Consider the following 19,338-nt stretch of genomic DNA (forward strand, 5'->3'; position numbering starts at 1 on the left):
AAAACCGCACGGATGCCGTCACACGGGCAGGATTAATGGGCAAAAAAAGCCGAAGCGCTTAAAAGGCTTCGGCTGTTTTTATCGGTCTATTGTGGTTTCAAGGATTCGAAGATGCCCGGACGTTAGTTGCCACCCTGTCCAGCGGACCTTGATTGACCTGCAGTTGCCCCTTCGGCACGCGCAACGTCCATAACAGGTAAACCCCTACCAGCCCCGCTGCCGACAGCGACAACATCCCTGCCCGTGGATCGGTAAACCAGACCTCCATATTGGCCTTGAGCATTGGCGCGACGAAGCCGCCGATGTTGCCCATGGAACCAATCAGGGCGATACCACCTGCCGCGGCGACCCCACCGAGGTAACCGGTCGGCAGTGTCCAGAACAGCGGTTGAACAGTCACGAAACCTGCGGCTGCGAAACAGAATGCCAACAGCACCGGTGCAAAACTGTTGAGCAAGGCCGACGCCGCAATACCAAGGGCCGCCATACCGAGCATGCACATCGCCATCTTCAGGTGCGCCCCATGCCGGTCGGCATAACGCGTCACAAAGTACATGGCGATGGCGGCACACAGCCATGGCAATGAAATGAACATGCCCACCTCCAAGCCGACCTTGGTCCCCAGCAGCTCCGAAATCCGGGTCGGCAGATAGAAGATGACCCCGTACACGCTGACCTGAACGCTGAAGTAGATCAGGATGAACTTCAGCACGCGCTTGTTGCGCATCAGGCCCAACAGGTTGTTCGGGCCATGGGCCAGTTTGAGCTTGTCTTCAGCCTCGATCTCCTGGCTCAGGGCGGCTTTCTCTTCGCGGGTCAGCCAAGGGGCGTCCTGTGGCTTACTCTTGAGGTAGAACAGCGCAATGATCCCCACGACGACAGCCGCCAAGCCTTCCACCAGGAACATCCACTGCCAGTTGGTCAGGTTGAACATGCCATGCATTTCCAGCAACCAGCCCGACAGCGGACTGCCCAGCATCAGGGCCATTGGCAAGCCGAAATAGTAGATCCCTATGGCCTGACCGCGACGCTGGGCCGGAAACCAGTAGGTCAGGTACAGGATGACGCCTGGGGAAAAGCCCGCTTCGGCCACACCGAGCAGAAATCGCAGTACGTAAAACGTTGTTTCATCCCGGGTGAACATCATGGCGGCGGACACCAGCCCCCAGGTTATCATGATCCGGCTGAGCCAGAGCCGTGCGCCGACCCGGTGCAACATCAGGTTGCTGGGGACTTCGAAGATCGCATAACCGATAAAGAAAATACCCGCGCCCAGGGCGAAGGCGGCATTGCTCAAACCGATATCGGTCTGTAGTGCCGCCTTGGCGAAGCCGACGTTGGAGCGATCGATCATTGCCAGGGCGAACATCAATGCCAGGAACGGCAACAGCTTCCATCTGCATTTGGCGATGGCGCTCTCGATGGCTGCCGCGTGATCCGGTCTTGTTGTGTTTTTGGTCATCATTTGTGTGCCTTATTATTATTGTCCAGCGACCACTGTTTTTATCTGCCGGCAACCTCTGGCAGGCAAATCAGTGGAGTGATTTACCTGCCACCAGACCGCGAGCCGCCAGGTTGCCCATCAATGCACGCAGGCCAAACGTCCATGGTGTGGCTTGATTGCTGTAGGTGACGCGATTGTGCAGGGTGCCCAGCAACGGGCTGCCGATGCTGACGCTATCGCCCTGCTTGTGGGTGAAACCGCTGCCCTGCTCTTCACGATCCTGCGTCGGAGCAAACAGGGTACCCAGGAAGAGCATGAAACCATCCGGGTACTGGTGATTGCTGCCCACAGTCTGGGCTACCAGCTCCATCGGATCGCGACTGATCTGCTCCATCGAACTGCTGCCGCGCAGGATGAAACCTTCATCACCTTCGACGACCAGGTCGACCACGCAGCGGCGCACATCATCCAGAGAAAAGCCTTCGTCGAACAGGCGAATAAACGGGCCGATCGCGCAAGACGCATTGTTGTCCTTGGCCTTGCTCAACAGCAATGCGCTGCGACCTTCGAAGTCACGCAGATTGACGTCGTTACCCAGGGTTGCACCGAGTATCCGGCCTCGGCTGTTTACCGCCAGGACGATTTCCGGCTCAGGGTTGTTCCATTTTGATTCAGGATGAATCCCGACCTCATTGCCACTGCCGACGGAAGCGAGGACCGGCGCCTTGGTGAAGATCTCGGCATCAGGACCGATGCCCACTTCCAGGTATTGTGACCACAGCCCCTGCTCGATTAATACACCCTTTAGCCGGGCGGCTTCGGTCGAACCCGGTTTGATCGAGCGCAGGTTGTCGCCGATAGCCACCTTGACCACGTTGCGCACGCTCTCGGCCTTGACCGCATCGCCACCGGCCTGCTCTTCAATCACGCGCTCGATCATACTGGAGGCGAATGTCACACCGGCGGCCTTGATCACTTGCAGGTCAACCGGTGGCAACAAGAACGCTTTGGCGGGGTCGGAGCCCATTCCCGTATTGGCCAACAATTCGTCAACACTGCCAATGTATCGACCCCGGGCGCTGCGAACAGCCTCGAGCGGTGACGGGCTCTCAAGCAGATCGCTCAATGTCGCAAACTCCTGCGACACATCAAACACGCCGTCGGCGCGCAGTACCACCGGCGACGGGCCTGCGGCCTCCCCCGGTACCCAGGCGCGACCGATCAGCGTGCCTTCCAGGCCATCGATCGGGAGAGTGTTTTTACCAGTCAAATTCAGCTCGGGCATATGCAGATCCAGGTCAATTCGATAACGACCAGGCAAAACTAGTGGAGTGTGTTGATAAATCCCAATGACATATTTTCAGCATTTGATATCGTTTCGTTATCAATCAGATTTGAGCGACTTATGGAAAACGACGAGATTTCCTACGCCAGCGTCAGCAAATGGCTCAAGATCAAGCACCTGATGCTGGTCGATACCCTGGCCCGGACCCGCAACATGCATACCACCGCCGAGCTGATGAACCTGACCCAGCCCGCCATCAGCAAGATGTTGCGCGACATCGAACTGTTGCTCGGCTTTGCCTTGTTCGAACGGCAAACCCGCAGCATGGTCCTGACCGAGCTCGGCGAGTTTGTGGTTCGCTATGCGCGGATGACCCTGGACGACACGCAATCTTTCGTCGATCAGCTCAATAAGCTGCGCAAAGGTGGACATGGCCATTTGAAAGTCGGCGCGATTTTCGCCGCGACCTCGGTCGTGCTGCCCGAGGCCATCACCCGGATCAAGCTGGACCGCCCGATGCTGTCCATCGAAGTGATCGAGCAAACCAGCAATCAACTGCTGGAAATGCTCGAGCATAAAAAACTCGATTTGATCATTGCCCGCTTCACCGATGAGCGTTATCAGCAGCCCTTTGAGTTTCGCGCACTGGGGCCCGAGCCCTTTTGCCTGGTGGTCAACAGTCGCCATCCCCTGGCGCAGTTCGATGAAGTGGCGACCGATCAGCTCGGCGATTGGCCCTGGGTCATGTACCCCTTCAATGCCCCCATACGGCGGCGAATGGAAAGTGCCTTCGCCGAGTTCAATGTGCGCACACCCACCAACACGGTCGAGACCATCTCGATGCCAACCTTCCTGCAATTGCTGCAATCGGGACCGATGCTCGCGATGTTGCCCGAATCCATGGTCCAGTCGCAGGTCCAGAGCGGCTTGCTCAAAGTGCTCAACACGCCGTTCAAGGTCGAGCCCCAGGACTACGGAATCATCACGCGCAAGGACGAACCCCTGAGCGAAGCTGCCCGGGAATTCGCCGATACGTTGCTGGAATTTGCCAGGCTGCGACGGGAAGCTGGCGACCGTTGAGCGATGTTTTACTCAGAAAACCCTGAACCAATGAGTAAAGGTTATCGATCAATCCAAAGGTCTCATTAGGCAGCCACGGGCGGGGCTCTTATAGTGCGGCAACAAAGGTTTGGCGCGGCCCGATTGCCAGCGACCTCCCACGCTTCATAGCCAGTGAGTTTCCGATGGAATTGATCATGAAAACCGGTGCAGCCGCCGTCCTGCGCCTCAATCCTCTGGACGATGTATTGATCGCCCGTCGGCCGTTGGTGGCGGGTGAAGTACTCGAGCAGGAAGGTGTGACCGTGCGCCAGCCGGTACCCGCCGGCCACAAGATCGCCGCACGCCGTGTCGAAGCCGGCCAGCCCTTGCGTCGTTACGGACAGATCATCGGTTTTTCCACCGGGGTTATCGAAGCCGGCGATCACGTGCATGTGCACAACCTGACCATGGGTGATTTTACCCGTGACTATGCCTTCAGCGTCGATGTGAAACCTGACAAGTCCTTGAACGACGAGCCGGTGTTCATGGGGATCGTGCGCCAGGATGGTCGAGTGGCGACGCGCAACTACATTGGCATCCTGACCTCGGTCAATTGCTCGGCCACCGTGGCCCGCGCCATTGCCGATCACTTCCGACGGGACATCAACCCTGGCGCGTTACTGGCGTACCCGGCAGTCGATGGCGTGGTCGCGCTGACCCATTCCGCCGGTTGCGCCATGGACTCCGCAGGCGAAGGCCTGGCCCTGTTGCGCCGAACATTGGCAGGCTACGCAACTCATGCCAACTTCGCCTCGGTGCTGGTGATCGGACTGGGCTGCGAAACCAACCAGATCGAAGGGTTGCTCAGCACCCAGGGTCTGAGCAGGAGCAATACACTACGCACATTCAACATTCAGGACAGCGGCGGCACCTCTAAAGCCATTGCCAGCGGCATTGCCCAGGTCAAGGAATTGCTTGAGGAGGCCAACCAGGTCAAGCGCGAACCCGTGAGTGCCAGGCATCTGATGATTGGATTGCAATGTGGCGGCTCGGACGGTTATTCCGGTATCACGGCCAACCCGGCGCTAGGCAATGCCGTCGACCGCCTGGTCGCCTGTGGCGGTACGGCCATCCTTTCCGAAACCCCGGAAATCTACGGTGCCGAACACCTGCTGACCCGTCGGGCTGTCAACCGCGCCGTGGGCGAAAAACTCATCGCCCGTATTCATTGGTGGGAGGCGTATTGCGAGCGCATGGGCGCAGAGCTGAACAACAACCCTTCGGCCGGTAACAAGGTCGGAGGCTTGACCACCATCCTGGAGAAGTCCCTAGGTGCCGTGGCCAAGGCAGGCTCCAGCAACTTGGTCGATGTCTATGAGTATGCCCAAGTGGTCAGCGCCAAAGGACTGGTGTTCATGGACACCCCCGGCTACGACCCGGTATCGGCCACAGGCCAGGTCGCCGGCGGCGCCAACCTGATCGCCTTCACCACCGGACGTGGCTCGGCCTACGGTTGCGCCCCCACGCCATCGATCAAACTGGCGACCAACACCGCGTTGTGGAACCGCCAGCGCGAAGACATGGACATCAACTGCGGCGAGATCGCCGAAGACACCATGACCATCGAAGAATGCGGTGAAGCCATCTTCAAACTCATGCTGCGCATCGCTTCGGGCGAACGCAGCATGAGCGAGCAGCACGGTTACGGGCAGAACGAATTCGTGCCCTGGCAGATCGGCGCAGTCACCTGACCCCCTCTCTCCTCCCCTATTGCCCTGAAATCCCCGCAATGGGGATTCGAACATTCTTTTCTGGAGCCAGAAATGCCCACGATCATCGGCCACAACTACATCGCCGGTCAGCGCAGCGCTGCCGGCACTGTCATCGTCAACAGCGTTGATGCCAACACCGGCGATCGCCTGCCTTACAGTTTCTATCAGGCCACCCTTGAAGAAGTTGACGCCGCCGCCAAGGCCGCCGCCGCGGCTTACCCGACCTATCGCAGCCTGAGCGCCGAACGTCGGGCGCAATTTCTCGATGCGATAGCCGACGAACTGGACTCGCTAGGCGATGACTTTGTCGCGTTGGTCTGCCGTGAAACCGCGCTACCTGCCGCACGGATTCAAGGCGAGCGCGGTCGCACCAGCGGTCAGATGCGCCTGTTCGCCAAAGTGCTGCGTCGCGGTGATTTCTACGGTGCGAGGATTGATCAGGCACTGCCGGATCGCCAACCGCTGCCACGTCCGGACCTGCGCCAATACCGCATCGGCCTTGGGCCAGTCGCGGTGTTTGGTGCGAGCAACTTTCCGTTGGCATTCTCCACGGCGGGCGGCGACACCGCGTCGGCGTTGGCCGCCGGTTGCCCGGTGGTGTTCAAGGCTCACAGCGGTCACATGGCCACCGCTGAACGGGTCGCTGATGCGTTGATTCGCGCGGCGGAAAAAACCGGCATGCCGGCCGGGGTGTTCAACATGATCTACGGCGGCGGAGTCGGCGAAGCGTTGGTCAAGCATCCGGCGATTCAGGCGGTAGGCTTTACCGGTTCGCTGAAGGGCGGTCGTGCGTTGTGCGACATGGCCGCTGCACGGGCGCAACCCATTCCGGTGTTCGCCGAGATGTCGAGCATCAACCCGGTGATCCTGTTGCCTCAGGCCCTGGCAGTTCGCGCTGAAAGCGTGGCCCGTGACCTGACCGCTTCGGTGGTGCAAGGGTGTGGCCAGTTCTGCACCAACCCTGGCCTGGTCATTGGCATTCGTTCTCCGCAATTCAGTGTGTTTGTGCAGCAGGTCGCCGGGCTGATGGGCGATCAACCGGCGCAAACCATGCTCAATGCCGGGACCTTGAGCAGCTATGGCAAAGGTCTGCAAAAACTCCTCGCTCATCCCGGTATCGAGCATCTGGCCGGTAGCCCGCAACAAGGCAATCAGGCGCAACCGCAGCTGTTCAAGGCGGATATCAGTTTGCTGATCAACGGTGATGAAGTCTTGCAGGAAGAAGTGTTCGGCCCGACCACGGTGTTTGTCGAAGTCGCCGATCAGGCGCAACTCAGCGCAGCGTTGAACGGTCTTCACGGACAGCTGACGGCAACGATCATTGGCGAACCCTCAGACTTCGAACAGTTCGGCGAGCTGACGGTATTGCTGGAACAAAAGGTCGGGCGGATCCTGCTCAATGGTTATCCGACCGGGGTGGAAGTCTGCGATTCGATGGTCCATGGCGGGCCGTATCCGGCAACATCCGATGCTCGTGGTACGTCGGTGGGCACGCTGGCCATCGATCGCTTCCTGCGCCCGGTGTGCCTCCAGAACTACCCCGACAGCCTGCTGCCGGATGCGCTGAAGAATGCTAATCCGTTGCGCATTCAACGCCTGGTGGACGGCCAACCGTCCCGCGACGCCCTCTAACGGCGGGCGATCGGCCTTTACCCCATCCGGTTGTCGTGAATGAAGCACCCCATCGGTTGAATCCAGCCTTTGAGGTGCAATTCATCAAGCCATCAAGAGCGCCCTACGGAACCTGTGACCGGTAGATTTCCCAGCAAGTTGAGCCCGGTACTCTTCACGAAAGCGTCATAGTCCATCGGTCTCTCGATACGGGTTTCAGCGTTGGGGAGTACGTAAGCCCAGGCACGCTTGGACGACGCGTCGTAAACCAGCTTGAACAGGCGGGTCGGCACCCAGACCTTGTTGTCGCCGATGGTGGTGTGGCCTGAGTCAAAGAGCGGGCCGGTAAAGACAAAAACATTGCCATCGGCGCGCTTGGCAAATTTTCTGACATCCGCCTCGACCTTACTCCAGATCTTCCGGTTGTTGGTGGGGTCTTGCGGCACCATGTTCGACAACGCAAAGGATTGAGCCATTGCATTGGGGTTCGGTGCATCGGCTGCCGGGGATTGATGGCCACGGTCCACGGCCGGATGTTGGCTACGGTAGTCGCTCAACTCTGCCCGTCCACTCTTGGGGATGCGTGGGTCTGGGTAGAACTGGTTGGTGCGTTCCTCCCCTTTGGCATCCTGCAGCTGGGCGGCATTAAGGCGTTCGACCACTACCAGCGGCGTCCTACTGGTTTGCGAGTACAGCACCGCGAAGTTGTCAGAGCACAGGGCCAGGGGTTTCATGGTTGCAGGCACAGTGGCCATATTGATCGGTTTCGCAGCCGGGAACAGATCTGCGCAGCCGTCAAACGATGCCTGTTTCTGCTTGTTTGAATAGAGGTCCAGGGCCGCGTTCTGGTTGATCGAGCCCGAGCGGGACACGTGTTCCTGATGCTGGGTGGGCGGCTTGATGAGATCCAGCAGACTGCGGGCTTCTGCCCCGGTCGAGAGCAAAACAAGGGCCGACAGCCCAACTGCAATTTTGCGTAGGTGCATGCTTTTAATCTTCGAATTGGATTGAGGGGTAAACGTACGGCGAGTCCCGATTCACGGAACCAGGTGGAGGCGGTTGCTGATTATCTTGCGGCGAGCATGCTTTCACTGTCCTTGATCAAAATGCCGATGCGGATCCGGTCGGCTCCGAGCAGTACGACCGCTGACGGTCGTGCGGGATTTATTGACCATGACAAGTCAGATAAGTGCTGAGCAACGTTTACATTCTACTGGCCAATGCTCGTCGATGAAGCGATAGGCAGAGTACGGCCAAAAACTGAAAAACTTTCTCTGGGCGCAACGCATTATCGAAGCCGCCAGCTCAGGTGACGGCGTCTTCGTGCTGGATGGGCTCGGGAACAGGATCTTCTATGTACCAGTACCACTAGTGGTTACGTTCCTTTCATGCGGTGGCGAAGACGAGCAGTTCCACCCTCGCCGCCGAGTACCTGAGCGTTGGTCAGCCGACCGTCAGTGAACAGGTCAACGCGCTGGAGAAGAAGTTCTCCGTGGAACTCTTTCATCGTCGAGGCCGTTTTAACCCTGGCGGATCCGGGTGTGGTGCAGCATTTGATTGATGAGCAAAAAATCATGAACGTCGCGTAAGCGGTTCTTGAGTCACCAAAGCCCTGCCAGGTGTTGAGCCTGGTGGGGCTTTTTGTTTACTGATGATTTTGCAGTGGCAGTTCGGGCCTCTTCGTCGGAACGCCGCCCGGAGCAAGCTCGCGATGGCGATCTGTCAGGCACCACATCAACAACGGCCAATAATTACTGCCTTTGACCAGGCCTGTGCCAATTTTTCAACAGAATCGGCCGATATCTGCCCTTCCTGACAGGCAGCTATCGGCCACGATCGAACGATGAATCTCACTCGCCCAACCCTTCTCGAACCATGTCAAAAAAGGTCGTCAGGATACGTCGCGAACTCTGTGCCCGCAGACAGACCAATGTCTCGGTGAAGTGCCGCTGACAGTCAACGATCGGCAAGCCGCGAACCCGGGAGTCCGAGCCCAGCTCGGCTGCCGAGACGACCCCGACGCCCATGCCAATCGCCACGGCCTCGCGTGCCGCTTCACGCCCTTCCACTTCGATTGCCTTGCGAATGTGCAAACCCGCCGCAGCCATCTCCTCCTCCAGCGATAACCGTGTGACCGAACCTTGCTCGCGCAAGACCATGGGTGTGTTGTCCAGGTCGGCAAGGCAGATGGAATCCCGTTGCGCCCAGGGATGGTCATGGGCGACGAAGGCGAGCATTGGATCGCTGCGCAGGTGCAGCGTCATCAGGCGATCGTCTTCGATGTTGCGCCCCAGCAGGGCGATGTCGGCCTGGTGGCTGAACAACCGCTGCAGGACCTCGTCGGTATTGGCGGTTTCGATCTTCACCTCAACGCCGGGGTAACGGCTGCAGAAGCGTGAGACATAGGGCAAGACGTGCACCGGCGCATCCACGGCAAGGTTCAGGGTTCCCGTCGACAGGGTGCGGTAGTCCGTCAGCATGTCGTGAGCATCGATACTGATATCGAACAGGCGCTGGGTCAGGCCGAACAACCGCTCGCCCACTTCCGTCAGCCGCACCAGGCGCTTGTCGCGGTAAAACACCATCACCCCGTAATAATCCTCGAGCTTGCGCACCTGGTCGGAAACCGCGGGTTGTGACAGGCAGAGTTGCTCGGCCGCCCGGGTGAAGCTGCCATTCATTGCAACGGCGTGAAACGCCTTGAGTTGGGTATGGGAAATCGTCATCGGCGCACCTCGCTATAGGTTCAGCTTATCTTTCCATACGATAAATCGATTTTATTTATGGACGATGAACTGCAAGCATGATTTTCACAACTGCCGCCCCTCGTACCCATCAGGAATGCTTTATGGAAATTGAACGTTTCGCTGTGGCAAAACGCCGTTCGGACATGGTTCGGTACGACAACCATCTCTACATCGGTGGCCAGGTCGCCTCGGACCTCGGTGGTGATATCGGGGCGCAGACCCGCGAAGTGCTCGCCGGTATCGAGCAGCTTTTGCTCAGTGCCGGCAGCAGCCGTGAGCAGGTGCTTTCGGTGCGCATCCTGCTCGCCCATCGCGAGGACTATGAAGGGCTGAACAGGGTCTGGGATGAGTTTTTCCCTGAAGGCCATGCTCCCACACGCGCTTGCACGCTGGCTCAGCTGATCGACCCCGGTTGGCGCGTGGAAATGATCGTGGTCGCCGCGTGCGGCTGATTGTGTCCTGAACCCTGCCTCCAACCGATCCAACGGAGATGACCCCATGCGCCCCTACTGGCTGGACCAGGCCCTGAAAAATCAACCCGCTACGCCCTGCCCTCCGCTGCAACAGAACACCCGCGCCGACGTCTGCATTGTCGGCGGTGGCTATACCGGTTTATGGACCGCCATCATGCTCAAGGAACAGAATCCCGAGCTGGACGTGGTCATCGTCGAATCCGACATCTGCGGTGCCGGTGCCAGTGGGCGCAATGGCGGCTGCGCGCTGTCCTGGTCAGCCAAGTACTTCACCCTTGAGCGCTTGTTCGGCGTCCAGGAGGCGATACGCCTGGTCAAGGAATCGGAGCAGAGCATCTACGCCATCGGCACCTTTTGCGAAAAGTATGCGGTGGATGCCGACTACCGTCTCGACGGCACGCTCTACACGGCGACCAACCGCGCCCAGGTCGGCTCGACCGACGGGGTGATCGCGGCACTGGAGCGCAATGGCATTAACTCCTTCTCCAAATGTGCGCTGCCTAACGTGCAACGCATGGCCGGCTCAACCCGGCACATCGAGGGCTGGTTCTCGCCCGCGGCGGCCAGTGTGCAACCGGGCAAGCTGGTCCGTGGGCTGCGCCGAGTCGCACTGGAACTGGGCGTGCGTATTTTCGAGGGCACGCCGATGACCGGTCTGGAAGAGGGAATGCCGGCCATCGTCAATACGCCCAAAGGGAAAGTGACCTGCAACCGGGTCGTGCTGGCGATGAACGCCTGGATGGCCCGTGCCTTTCCACAGTTCTCGCGTTCGGTGGCCATCGTCTCCAGCGACATGATCATCACCGAGCCGCGACCTGATCTGCTCAAGCGGATCGGCTTGACCAGCGGAGTCACCGTACTCGACTCGCGGATATTCGTGCACTACTACCACAACACTCCGGACGGCCGAATCATGCTCGGCAAAGGGGGCAACACCTTCGCCTATGGCGGGCGCATCCTGCCGGTATTCGACCAGCCATCACCCTACGCAGGGCTGCTGCGCAACACGTTGACGGAGTTCTTTCCGGACTTTGCCGATGTCGGTATCGCCGCCACCTGGAATGGCCCTTCCGATCGCTCAGTCACCGGGGTGCCTTTCTTCGGCCGCATGGGCGCAAGCGGCAATATCTTCTATGGTTTCGGGTATTCCGGCAGCGGCGTCGGTCCGTGCCATATGGGTGGACAGATCCTGTCGTCGCTGGTGCTGGGCCTGGATAACCCTTGGACACGCTCGCCGTTGCTGCAAGGCCCGCTTGGCCATTTCCCACCGGAGCCGGTCCGCTACCTGGGTTCATTGATGGTGCGTAATGCCATTCGCCGCAAGGAGCAGGCCGAAGACCACAACCGACCTCCTCGTCGACTGGACGTGCGTCTGGCGAAATTTGCGGCCGCCGCCGGCAAGGCGGACAAGGGATAACGCCTCGATCCCAAGCGGTATTTTCATGCGTACCAACAGAAAACCCCGCCCGGTTATTCGCCGAACGGGGTTTTTCCAGCACCTGTCAAATCATGTGGCAGCGAGCTGTGCTTACTCGGATCGATCATCAGTCAGCTTCGATTAAGGCCGCCATCGCAAGGCGGGTCTTCGGGGTTACGCGAGGTTACGTACAGGTCAAACGCCCAGACTTGAGCAGTCATTAGCGCGGCATCCCTGTAGTGGTGAACGTGATTTCGATAGGCAACGAACTCATCCGACTGCGGACCGTCAGCAAATAACGAAGCGAGAGCCGCGCTTTGCATCAGCCAGTAAATGTCCTGCGAGAGCTCTTGGGCTTTGGAGCTGCTGAGATCAATCGCTTTTTCAAACAGGTCTCTGGCCAAACGCTGCCCGGCCTCGCGCAACTCTTCGTTGGCCACTGGGGTATCGAGCGTCTCTACTTGCGCGACATAGGCCAGATAGCGACTGGCCAACCGGCCGGTGGACGGACCTAATGGAGGACATGCAGGAGGCGGAAGATCAAGGGGCTTCGGCTCTTCAAAAGTCGGCATCCACGCCAAGTTTCGTTCAAGGCGGGAAGATGCTTGATCGTCATCTTGCGTCATCGATGCGCCGGCCTCCCGAAGCGAATCCACAACGGGACTCCAGCCGAAGTACGCCTTCATGCGGTGCACAAATTTCATCACCAAATCATCCCTGAAAATAGCCTGATCGCCGCTCGGCGAGCTAATCGTAGAACGGCGCAACCAACGCCCGACTGCCGACGAAAAAGCTGTCGGCAACCAGTCGCAGCGGCTGGAGGTCCAGGTCACTGGCTTTGTCGCCAATCAGCTGTTGAAAATGTCGATACACCGCCGCGTACTCGCCTTCCTCCGATACGGCTTGGCTCACGCCGTCGATACTCAACAGCGCGCCACCGTTGTCCAGTCTCAGGATGCCTTCGGTGCAGCGAATCTCGATGCTCCAAAGTTCTTCGTGACCGTGGTCGAAATCGAATTCCGCACGAACATCGAGGTGGTGCGCGTCAGACATTTTAATGGAGGCGGCGATAGGCGACTGGCAGTTGCTGGGGACTCGCAGTTCGGCAGACTCAACAAACAGCGGCAGCGCCAGCAGATGGGTTGCAATCGACAAGGCATTGATGCCGGGATCGAAGATGCCCAAGCCTCCGGGCTGCCAGATCCATGCCTGGCCTGGGTGCCACTTGCGCACGTCTTCCTTCCAGTCGATCTGTACGCTTTGCAGGGTGCGGGTGGCCAGCCAGTTGCGGGCGGCTTCGATGCCGGGCGCGTAGCGTGAATGCCAGGCGAACAGACCGCTGACGCCTTGCTCATCGGCCTGATTCACCAACGCCATCGCTTCACCCAACGTGGCGCACGGCGGCTTTTCGACCAGCACGTGTTTGCCAGCGGCCAGCGCTTGTTGCACCAGAACGAATCGTCCTTGCGGCGGCGTGCAAAACGCAATCGCATCGACGTACGGGCCGTTTTCGAGCAGCTCGCTCAGGGACTGAAAGTTCTCTACCCCGGCGCAGGGCTCCCCTTGCGTGGCGACAGACACCAACTGGAACGCGGGATTGGCGTTAATAGCGGGGACGTGTTGATCCTGGGCAATCTTGCCGTAGCCCACCAGACCGAGACGGATCGGTTGCATCATGACTCCTGATTGTTTTTCTTATCTTGGTAAGCGAGCGGGCAAGGTTACACCGCTCGGATCATTGATCGCAGCCCCCACCGAACCTTTACCCGGCAACCACCGTCCGATCTAGGGCATCAATGCTCACCATTCACCGCGAGGTCGCCGTTTGAAAGCCGTCATCATCAAAAAATACCGCCTGATCATCAAGACCATGAGCTATGTGGGCTGGGCCCTGTTCTGGTTGCTGCTCTGGGATATAGCCGTCACCGTGGACTTCATGCTGTTTCTCAACAGCAAGATCAATCTGCCGCTGATGCCTCTGACCTTGCTCGGCTCGGCGTTGGTGGTGCTGATCAGTTTTCGCAACAGCAGTGCCTACAATCGTTGGTGGGAAGCGCGCACGTTATGGGGGGCGATGGTCAATAATTCCCGTAGCTTTGCGCGGCAAGTACTGACGTTGCTGGATGACCCGGTTGATGAGGTCAATCCGATGAAATCAACCCTGTTGCGCCGCCACGTGGCGTACGTAAATTGCCTGGCGGCGCATCTCAGGGGCCAGCCGTGCCCGCTCGAAGTACAGGCGTTTATTCCCGCCGGGGAGTTCGCACGCAGCGGCACCACCAATAACTTTGCCAACGATATCCTCAACGGTTCCGCGGCTCTGCTGGCCCAGGAATACAAGGCCGGGCGCCTGGACAGCATTCGCCTGGCGCGGCTGGAGTCGACTCTGGTTGATCTGTCCAACAGCCAGGGCGGCATGGAGCGGATTGCCAATACGCCGCTGCCCTACCCTTACGTCTATTTTCCACGGCTGTTTATTTCAGTGTTTTGCCTGATTGTGCCGGTGGGGCTGGTCGAGTCCCTGGGCTGGTTTACCCCGCTGGCCTCGACAGTGGTGGGCTTCATGCTGCTGGCCATCGAACGCATCGGCACCGATCTGCAAAGCCCGTTCCGCGACAGCGAACACCAGATCCAGATGGAAAACCTCTGCGAAACCATCGAAAAAAACCTGCATTCAATGCAACGCGATTCACTGGGCAGCGATCAACTCAGCTATCCCAGCCCAGCGGGGATTTAACAAAAAAACCGGCGGGTGGTGAATTATTCAGTGTCCTCATGTATCTGAACCAAAGAGCACGAGCCGTTAAATCAATGGCTTCGAGAGGGATCAGGGACAGAGTAATTCTCATGAAATCAAGCAAGAAAACCGTCAACCCCATCGGATTGGACGACATCACCATCGTCGACGACGCCAAGATGCGTAAGGCGATCACGGCCGCCGCGCTGGGCAATGCCATGGAATGGTTCGACTTCGGCGTCTATGGTTTTGTCGCCTATGTGCTCGGCAAGGTGTTCTTTCCCGACGCGTCCCCCAGCGTGCAGATGATCGCCGCGCTGGCGACCTTTTCGGTGCCCTTCCTGATCCGCCCTCTGGGCGGTCTGTTCTTCGGCGCATTGGGCGACAAATATGGCCGGCAGAAAGTCCTGGCGGCCACCATCGTGATCATGTCCCTGAGCACCTTCGCCATCGGGCTGATTCCGTCCTATGACTCGATCGGCATCTGGGCCCCTATCCTGCTGTTGCTGGCCAAAATGGCCCAAGGCTTCTCGGTGGGCGGCGAATACACCGGCGCCTCGATTTTCGTCGCCGAGTATGCCCCGGACCGCAAGCGCGGCTTTCTCGGGAGCTGGCTGGACTTCGGCTCAATCGCAGGGTTTGTACTCGGAGCAGGCCTGGTGGTGCTGATTTCCGCCGTGATAGGCGAAGAGCAGTTCCAGGCGTGGGGCTGGCGCCTGCCGTTTTTCCTCGCCCTGCCCCTTGGCATCATCGGGCTCTATTTGCGTAACGCACTCGAAGAGACCCCGGCCTTCCAGCAACATGTCGAAAAACTCGAACAAGGCGACCGCGAAGGCTTGGCGAGAGGCCCGAAAGTGTCCTTCAAGGAAGTCGCCACCCAGCATTGGCGCAGCCTGATGACCTGCATCGGCGTGGTGGCTGTGACCAACGTCACTTACTACATGCTGCTCACCTACATGCCGAGCTACCTCTCGCACAACCTGCATTACAGCGAAAACCATGGGGTGTTGATCATCATCGCGATCATGGTCGGCATGTTGTTCGTACAGCCACTGATCGGCTTTATCAGCGACAAAATTGGCCGCCGGCCCTTTATCCTCTTCGGCAGCATCGCGCTGTTCTGCCTGGCCATTCCTGCCTTCATGCTGATCAACAGCGGTAAGCTCGGGCTGATATTTTCGGGCCTGCTGATCATTGCCGTGGTGCTCAACTTCTTCATCGGTGTGATGGCCTCCACCCTTCCGGCCATGTTCCCCACCCATATCCGCTACAGCGCCCTGGCCAGTGCCTTCAACGTCTCGGTGCTGATCGCGGGCCTGACTCCAACCTTGGTGGCCTGGCTGGTGGAAAGCACCAACAACCTGTACATGCCGGCGTACTACCTGATGGTGATTGCCGTGGTGGGTCTGGTGACCGGCATTACCATGAAAGAAACCGCCAACAAGCCCTTGCATGGTGCAGCCCCGGCGGCGTCCGACCTTGAGGAAGCGCGGGAACTGCTGCAGGAGCATGAAGACAATATTGAACAGAAGATCGAAGACATCGACGCGCAGATCGCCACGCTGGAGGCCAAGCGCAAGAACCTGGTGCAACAGCATCCACGCATCGACTGACGGGGCGATCCGTCATCAACCCTGGCAACCAACCAGCGAGCTCGCCAACAACGCTTCCAACCCCATCGGCCTGGCAAAATAATAACCCTGGGCCTGCCCTGCGCCGATTTCGCGCAGCAGGTCCAGGGTCGCTGCATCCTCGACACCTTCGGCCACCACACTGAGGTCCAGCGATTCGGCCATCCGCACAATCGCCCGGACAATCGCGCGACTGCGGGAACTTGTGGTCAATTCGAGGATGAACGACTTGTCGATCTTCAAGCCGCTGAAACGGTATTGGTGCACATAGCTCAGGGATGAAAACCCGGCACCGAAGTCATCGAGCACCACCGACATGCCGTTGTCGGCCAATTGCTGCATGGTCAGTCGGGCAATCGCCGGCTCAGCGACCAGCGCACCTTCGGTCAACTCCAGGCAGATCCGCGACGGCGCGACCCCGTGCCGCGCCAACAGGGCAAGCACATCACTGGCGAAGTCCGGGCGCGTCATGCTGTAGCTGGAGCAATTGACGTGCACCGGCGGCCAATTGGCGTGCCGGGGTTGTGCGAGGATCACTGCAATGCTGGTGAGCATGTACAGATCCAGTCGACCGATCAGGCGCAAGCCCTCGACATCCGGCAAAAACTCGCCCGGCGCGATGACCCGGCCGCCCGGCTGATGCCAGCGGATCAGCGCTTCAAGGGCCAACAATTCGCCGCTTTCGACGCTGACAATCGGCTGGAAATACGGCAGCAGTTCGTCAGTGCGTTTGAGCGCATTGCGCAAGGCCCCTTCACGCTCAACCTGATCCGAAACTTCGCGGCGCACTTCTTGATTGAACACCGCGTAGCTGTCGCGTCCGGCACTTTTGACCCGGTACATCGCCGCATCGGCATCGCGCAGCAAGTCGGCTGGCTCGTGATGGAACTGACTGTCGGCGCTGACAATGCCGATACTGCAGGACGAAAAAACCTGATGGCCATTGATGACAAACGGCAGGTCGAACGCCACCAGGATCCGTTCGGCGATGTCGATCACCACGTCCAGCGGTGCCTCGGGAGCGAGCACCGAAAACTCATCGCCCCCCAGGCGCGCCAGCATGTCGGTGTCGCGCAGACAGCCGCGCAGACGGTGGGCAGCCTGCCTCAACAGCAGGTCGCCAAAATGGTGGCCAAGGCTGTCGTTGACCATCTTGAAACGGTCGAGGTCGATGAACATCACCGCCAGGTGCCCGCCTGCGCTACCGAACTGCGACCAGGCCAGATTGAGGCGCTGTTGCAGGTAGGTGCGATTCGGTAGCCCGGTCAACGCATCATGGGAGTTTTCGTGTTGCAACTTGGCATTGGCGTGATCGAGCTCGCGAGTGCGGTTCTGCACCCGGGCTTCCAGCATGAGGTTGGCAGCATGGATCGCTTCGGCGGCGGTGCGTCGCGACAACGCGGTGTCAATGTGTCGCGACACGAACGTCAGCAGTTCCTGGTCACGCAGGGTATAGCGCACCTGCGAGGTATAGCTTTGCACCGCCAGCACGCCACGCACTACATCGCCATCGAACAAGGGAATGCCCAGCCAGGAGTAGGAGCGGAAATACACATCGGCGACTTCTATTTCACCGTGCGTCGTCAATCGCTCAGCCTCGTCGGCGTCAATCAAACAAGGTCGACGCTGACGGATAACGTATTCGGTCAGACCCCGGCTCCCACGCCGTGCCTCCGGGCGGACCGTCTGACGCTCATCGACGTAATAGGGAAAGGTCACTTCACTGGTGCCGTCGTCGAACAGCGCAATGTAGAAGTTCTGCGCGAACAGCAGATCACCGACGATGCCATGCAAGGTTTGAAACAGCTCGGCCATGTCGCCGGGCTGGCTCGACAGTTCAGCAATCTGGAACAGCGCGCTCTGCAGATGTTCGGCACGCTCTCGTTCTGCCACTTCCTGCCTCAATGCGTCGTTGAGTGCCGACAGCTCCAGGGTTCGACGCATCACCGTCTCTTCCAGGTCCGCGCGGTGCAGAATCCGGTCCAGCGCCATGGCCACGTGGCGGGCCACCACCAGGAACAGCGCGCGGTCTTCAGCGCTGTAGATACGGGACACGTCGTAGACCTGCATCGCCAGCATGCCAAACACGTCATCCGAGGCGTTTTTCAACGGTGCGCCCATCCAGAACTCCGGACAGTCACCCACGCAGTAGAAACGCCCCTCGGCCTCCGCCGCATGAATGCCGGCGGCGTCGATCAGCAGCGGCTGGCCAGTGGTCAACACCTGGGCGGTCAACGACAAGTGCGAAGGGTCGAGGTATTCGTAGTTCTCGGATTCCAGGGCTTCAACATCAATGATGTCGACGTAATACGGGTAATCCATCTTGCCCGTGTGCGGGTCATACAGCGCGAGATAGAAGTTCTCGGCGTCGATCAGGCTAGCCAGCAGCCGATGAACCCCCACCAGAAACACTGACCGGTCGCGGGTCGAACTGGCCAGGTAGGTAATTTCATACAGCACTCGTTGAGTAATCTGCGCACGGGCAAGGGTATTGGCCTGCACCTCAACGCCCAGGCGCTGGGCGAACTCGGCGAGCGTCGGGTCCGCGGCATCGTCGACTGGCGCGAGTAACCAACCCAGCACACATTCGCCTCGACCGGTCGGCCAGCGGTGCAAGCGCCGGGTCAGGCAAAAGGCTTCAAACTCGTCATTGGCAACGATTGACGGCCACTGCTCCAGGGCGTCGCCCTGCCCGACCCAATGCAGTTGTTCACCGGTGCGGTAAACCACCCAGGCGGTGGTATGGGCCCAGTTGCGCGCTGAGTCCAGCAATTGTTCGATCGTGTCCTCGTTGCCAGCGTAGGCCAGGCCGACAGTATCCGAACTCCCTTTTTGTTGAGAGGCAACAACGTCGCAATCGTTCGATTGCCACGGGGAGTCAGTCAATGGACGAACACTCATCAGCGCTCCCTGAGCCAAAAACCGGCAATACTCACTTACTGATTGCTAGCAATTTGCTAGCGAGCTTCCCGTTTAAAGCTAATGGGAGTTTTTATCAATAGTTTTATTCGCTTAGAGCCAACTAAGGGACGAACAACGAGTTATTCGCTCCTTGTTGTCCAGGACAACCTTTTTTACGGCGATGTGTTTGAGACCATCAAATGCGTGCAACCCTCAGCATAGATAGACACTCCCTTGTTCATTCGCCGACGAAAAAAAGCCCCGCCACCGAATGCGGTG

At 59.0% G+C, this 19,338-nt stretch carries 14 protein-coding genes and 1 pseudogene; 8 read left to right on the forward strand and 7 right to left on the reverse strand.

Annotated elements, in window-relative coordinates; translation table 11 throughout:
- Positions 1-97: 97 nt before the first annotated feature.
- Entirely contained in the window at positions 98-1,465 is a 1,368-nt protein-coding gene (locus ACA059_RS17550; RefSeq protein ID WP_497630293.1) for an MFS transporter, read from the reverse strand.
- Positions 1,466-1,532: 67 nt separating this feature from the next.
- Positions 1,533-2,729, reverse strand: coding sequence for a fumarylacetoacetate hydrolase family protein (locus ACA059_RS17555; RefSeq protein WP_497630294.1), 1,197 nt, complete (start codon positions 2,727-2,729; stop codon positions 1,533-1,535).
- A gap of 120 nt (positions 2,730-2,849) precedes the next feature.
- Between ACA059_RS17555 and ACA059_RS17560 the strand changes: the two genes are divergently transcribed.
- From ACA059_RS17560 to ACA059_RS17570, 3 genes are all read left to right on the forward strand, one after another.
- Complete coding sequence (locus ACA059_RS17560; RefSeq protein WP_056741656.1) at positions 2,850-3,809, forward strand: LysR family transcriptional regulator; 960 nt, start codon at positions 2,850-2,852, stop codon at positions 3,807-3,809.
- A gap of 164 nt (positions 3,810-3,973) precedes the next feature.
- Positions 3,974-5,521, forward strand: a complete 1,548-nt coding sequence (locus tag ACA059_RS17565; protein ID WP_497630295.1) for a UxaA family hydrolase — start codon at positions 3,974-3,976, stop codon at positions 5,519-5,521.
- A 72-nt stretch (positions 5,522-5,593) separates the two neighbouring features.
- A complete protein-coding gene (locus ACA059_RS17570; protein WP_497630296.1) occupies positions 5,594-7,174 on the forward strand; it encodes an aldehyde dehydrogenase (NADP(+)) in 1,581 nt (526 codons plus the stop codon).
- A gap of 92 nt (positions 7,175-7,266) precedes the next feature.
- Here the strand turns inward: ACA059_RS17570 and ACA059_RS17575 are convergent, their stop codons facing one another.
- Positions 7,267-8,139 carry a DNA/RNA non-specific endonuclease gene (locus ACA059_RS17575; RefSeq protein WP_497630297.1) on the reverse strand — a complete coding sequence of 291 codons (873 nt, stop codon included), beginning with the start codon at positions 8,137-8,139 and terminating at the stop codon, positions 7,267-7,269.
- A gap of 368 nt (positions 8,140-8,507) precedes the next feature.
- Between ACA059_RS17575 and ACA059_RS17580 the strand changes: the two are divergent.
- Positions 8,508-8,675: pseudogene (locus ACA059_RS17580) on the forward strand (LysR family transcriptional regulator); the annotation flags it as partial.
- A gap of 328 nt (positions 8,676-9,003) precedes the next feature.
- On the opposite strand, the gene ACA059_RS17585 reads toward ACA059_RS17580, so the two are convergent.
- The gene (locus ACA059_RS17585) at positions 9,004-9,879 is read right to left on the reverse strand and encodes a LysR substrate-binding domain-containing protein (RefSeq protein WP_008154093.1); all 876 of its coding nucleotides are present in this window, start codon (positions 9,877-9,879) and stop codon (positions 9,004-9,006) included.
- A gap of 122 nt (positions 9,880-10,001) precedes the next feature.
- Here ACA059_RS17585 and ACA059_RS17590 point away from each other — a divergent pair, with 122 nt between their 5' ends.
- Both ACA059_RS17590 and ACA059_RS17595 read left to right on the forward strand, forming a co-directional pair.
- The gene (locus ACA059_RS17590) at positions 10,002-10,352 is read left to right on the forward strand and encodes a RidA family protein (protein WP_497630298.1); all 351 of its coding nucleotides are present in this window, start codon (positions 10,002-10,004) and stop codon (positions 10,350-10,352) included.
- A gap of 46 nt (positions 10,353-10,398) precedes the next feature.
- Positions 10,399-11,790 (forward strand): FAD-dependent oxidoreductase, encoded by a 1,392-nt coding sequence (locus tag ACA059_RS17595; RefSeq protein WP_497630299.1) that lies wholly within the window; start codon positions 10,399-10,401, stop codon positions 11,788-11,790.
- A gap of 131 nt (positions 11,791-11,921) precedes the next feature.
- Here the strand turns inward: ACA059_RS17595 and ACA059_RS17600 are convergent, their stop codons facing one another.
- On the reverse strand, positions 11,922-12,494 hold the full coding sequence (locus ACA059_RS17600) for a hypothetical protein (protein WP_497630300.1): 573 nt from the start codon (positions 12,492-12,494) through the stop codon (positions 11,922-11,924).
- Positions 12,495-12,537: 43 nt separating this feature from the next.
- Positions 12,538-13,464 carry a Gfo/Idh/MocA family protein gene (locus ACA059_RS17605; RefSeq protein ID WP_497630301.1) on the reverse strand — a complete coding sequence of 309 codons (927 nt, stop codon included), beginning with the start codon at positions 13,462-13,464 and terminating at the stop codon, positions 12,538-12,540.
- Between the two features lie 151 nt (positions 13,465-13,615).
- Between ACA059_RS17605 and ACA059_RS17610 the strand changes: the two genes are divergently transcribed.
- Both ACA059_RS17610 and proP read left to right on the forward strand, forming a co-directional pair.
- Positions 13,616-14,527, forward strand: a complete 912-nt coding sequence (locus tag ACA059_RS17610; protein ID WP_497630302.1) for a bestrophin family protein — start codon at positions 13,616-13,618, stop codon at positions 14,525-14,527.
- A gap of 110 nt (positions 14,528-14,637) precedes the next feature.
- Entirely contained in the window at positions 14,638-16,140 is a 1,503-nt protein-coding gene (proP, locus tag ACA059_RS17615) for a glycine betaine/L-proline transporter ProP (protein ID WP_497630303.1), read from the forward strand.
- Between the two features lie 15 nt (positions 16,141-16,155).
- Here the strand turns inward: proP and ACA059_RS17620 are convergent, their stop codons facing one another.
- Positions 16,156-19,059, reverse strand: a complete 2,904-nt coding sequence (locus ACA059_RS17620) for a sensor domain-containing phosphodiesterase (protein WP_497630304.1) — start codon at positions 19,057-19,059, stop codon at positions 16,156-16,158.
- Positions 19,060-19,338: the final 279 nt, after the last annotated feature.

This window comes from Pseudomonas sp. LBUM1647 (assembly GCF_059716175.1).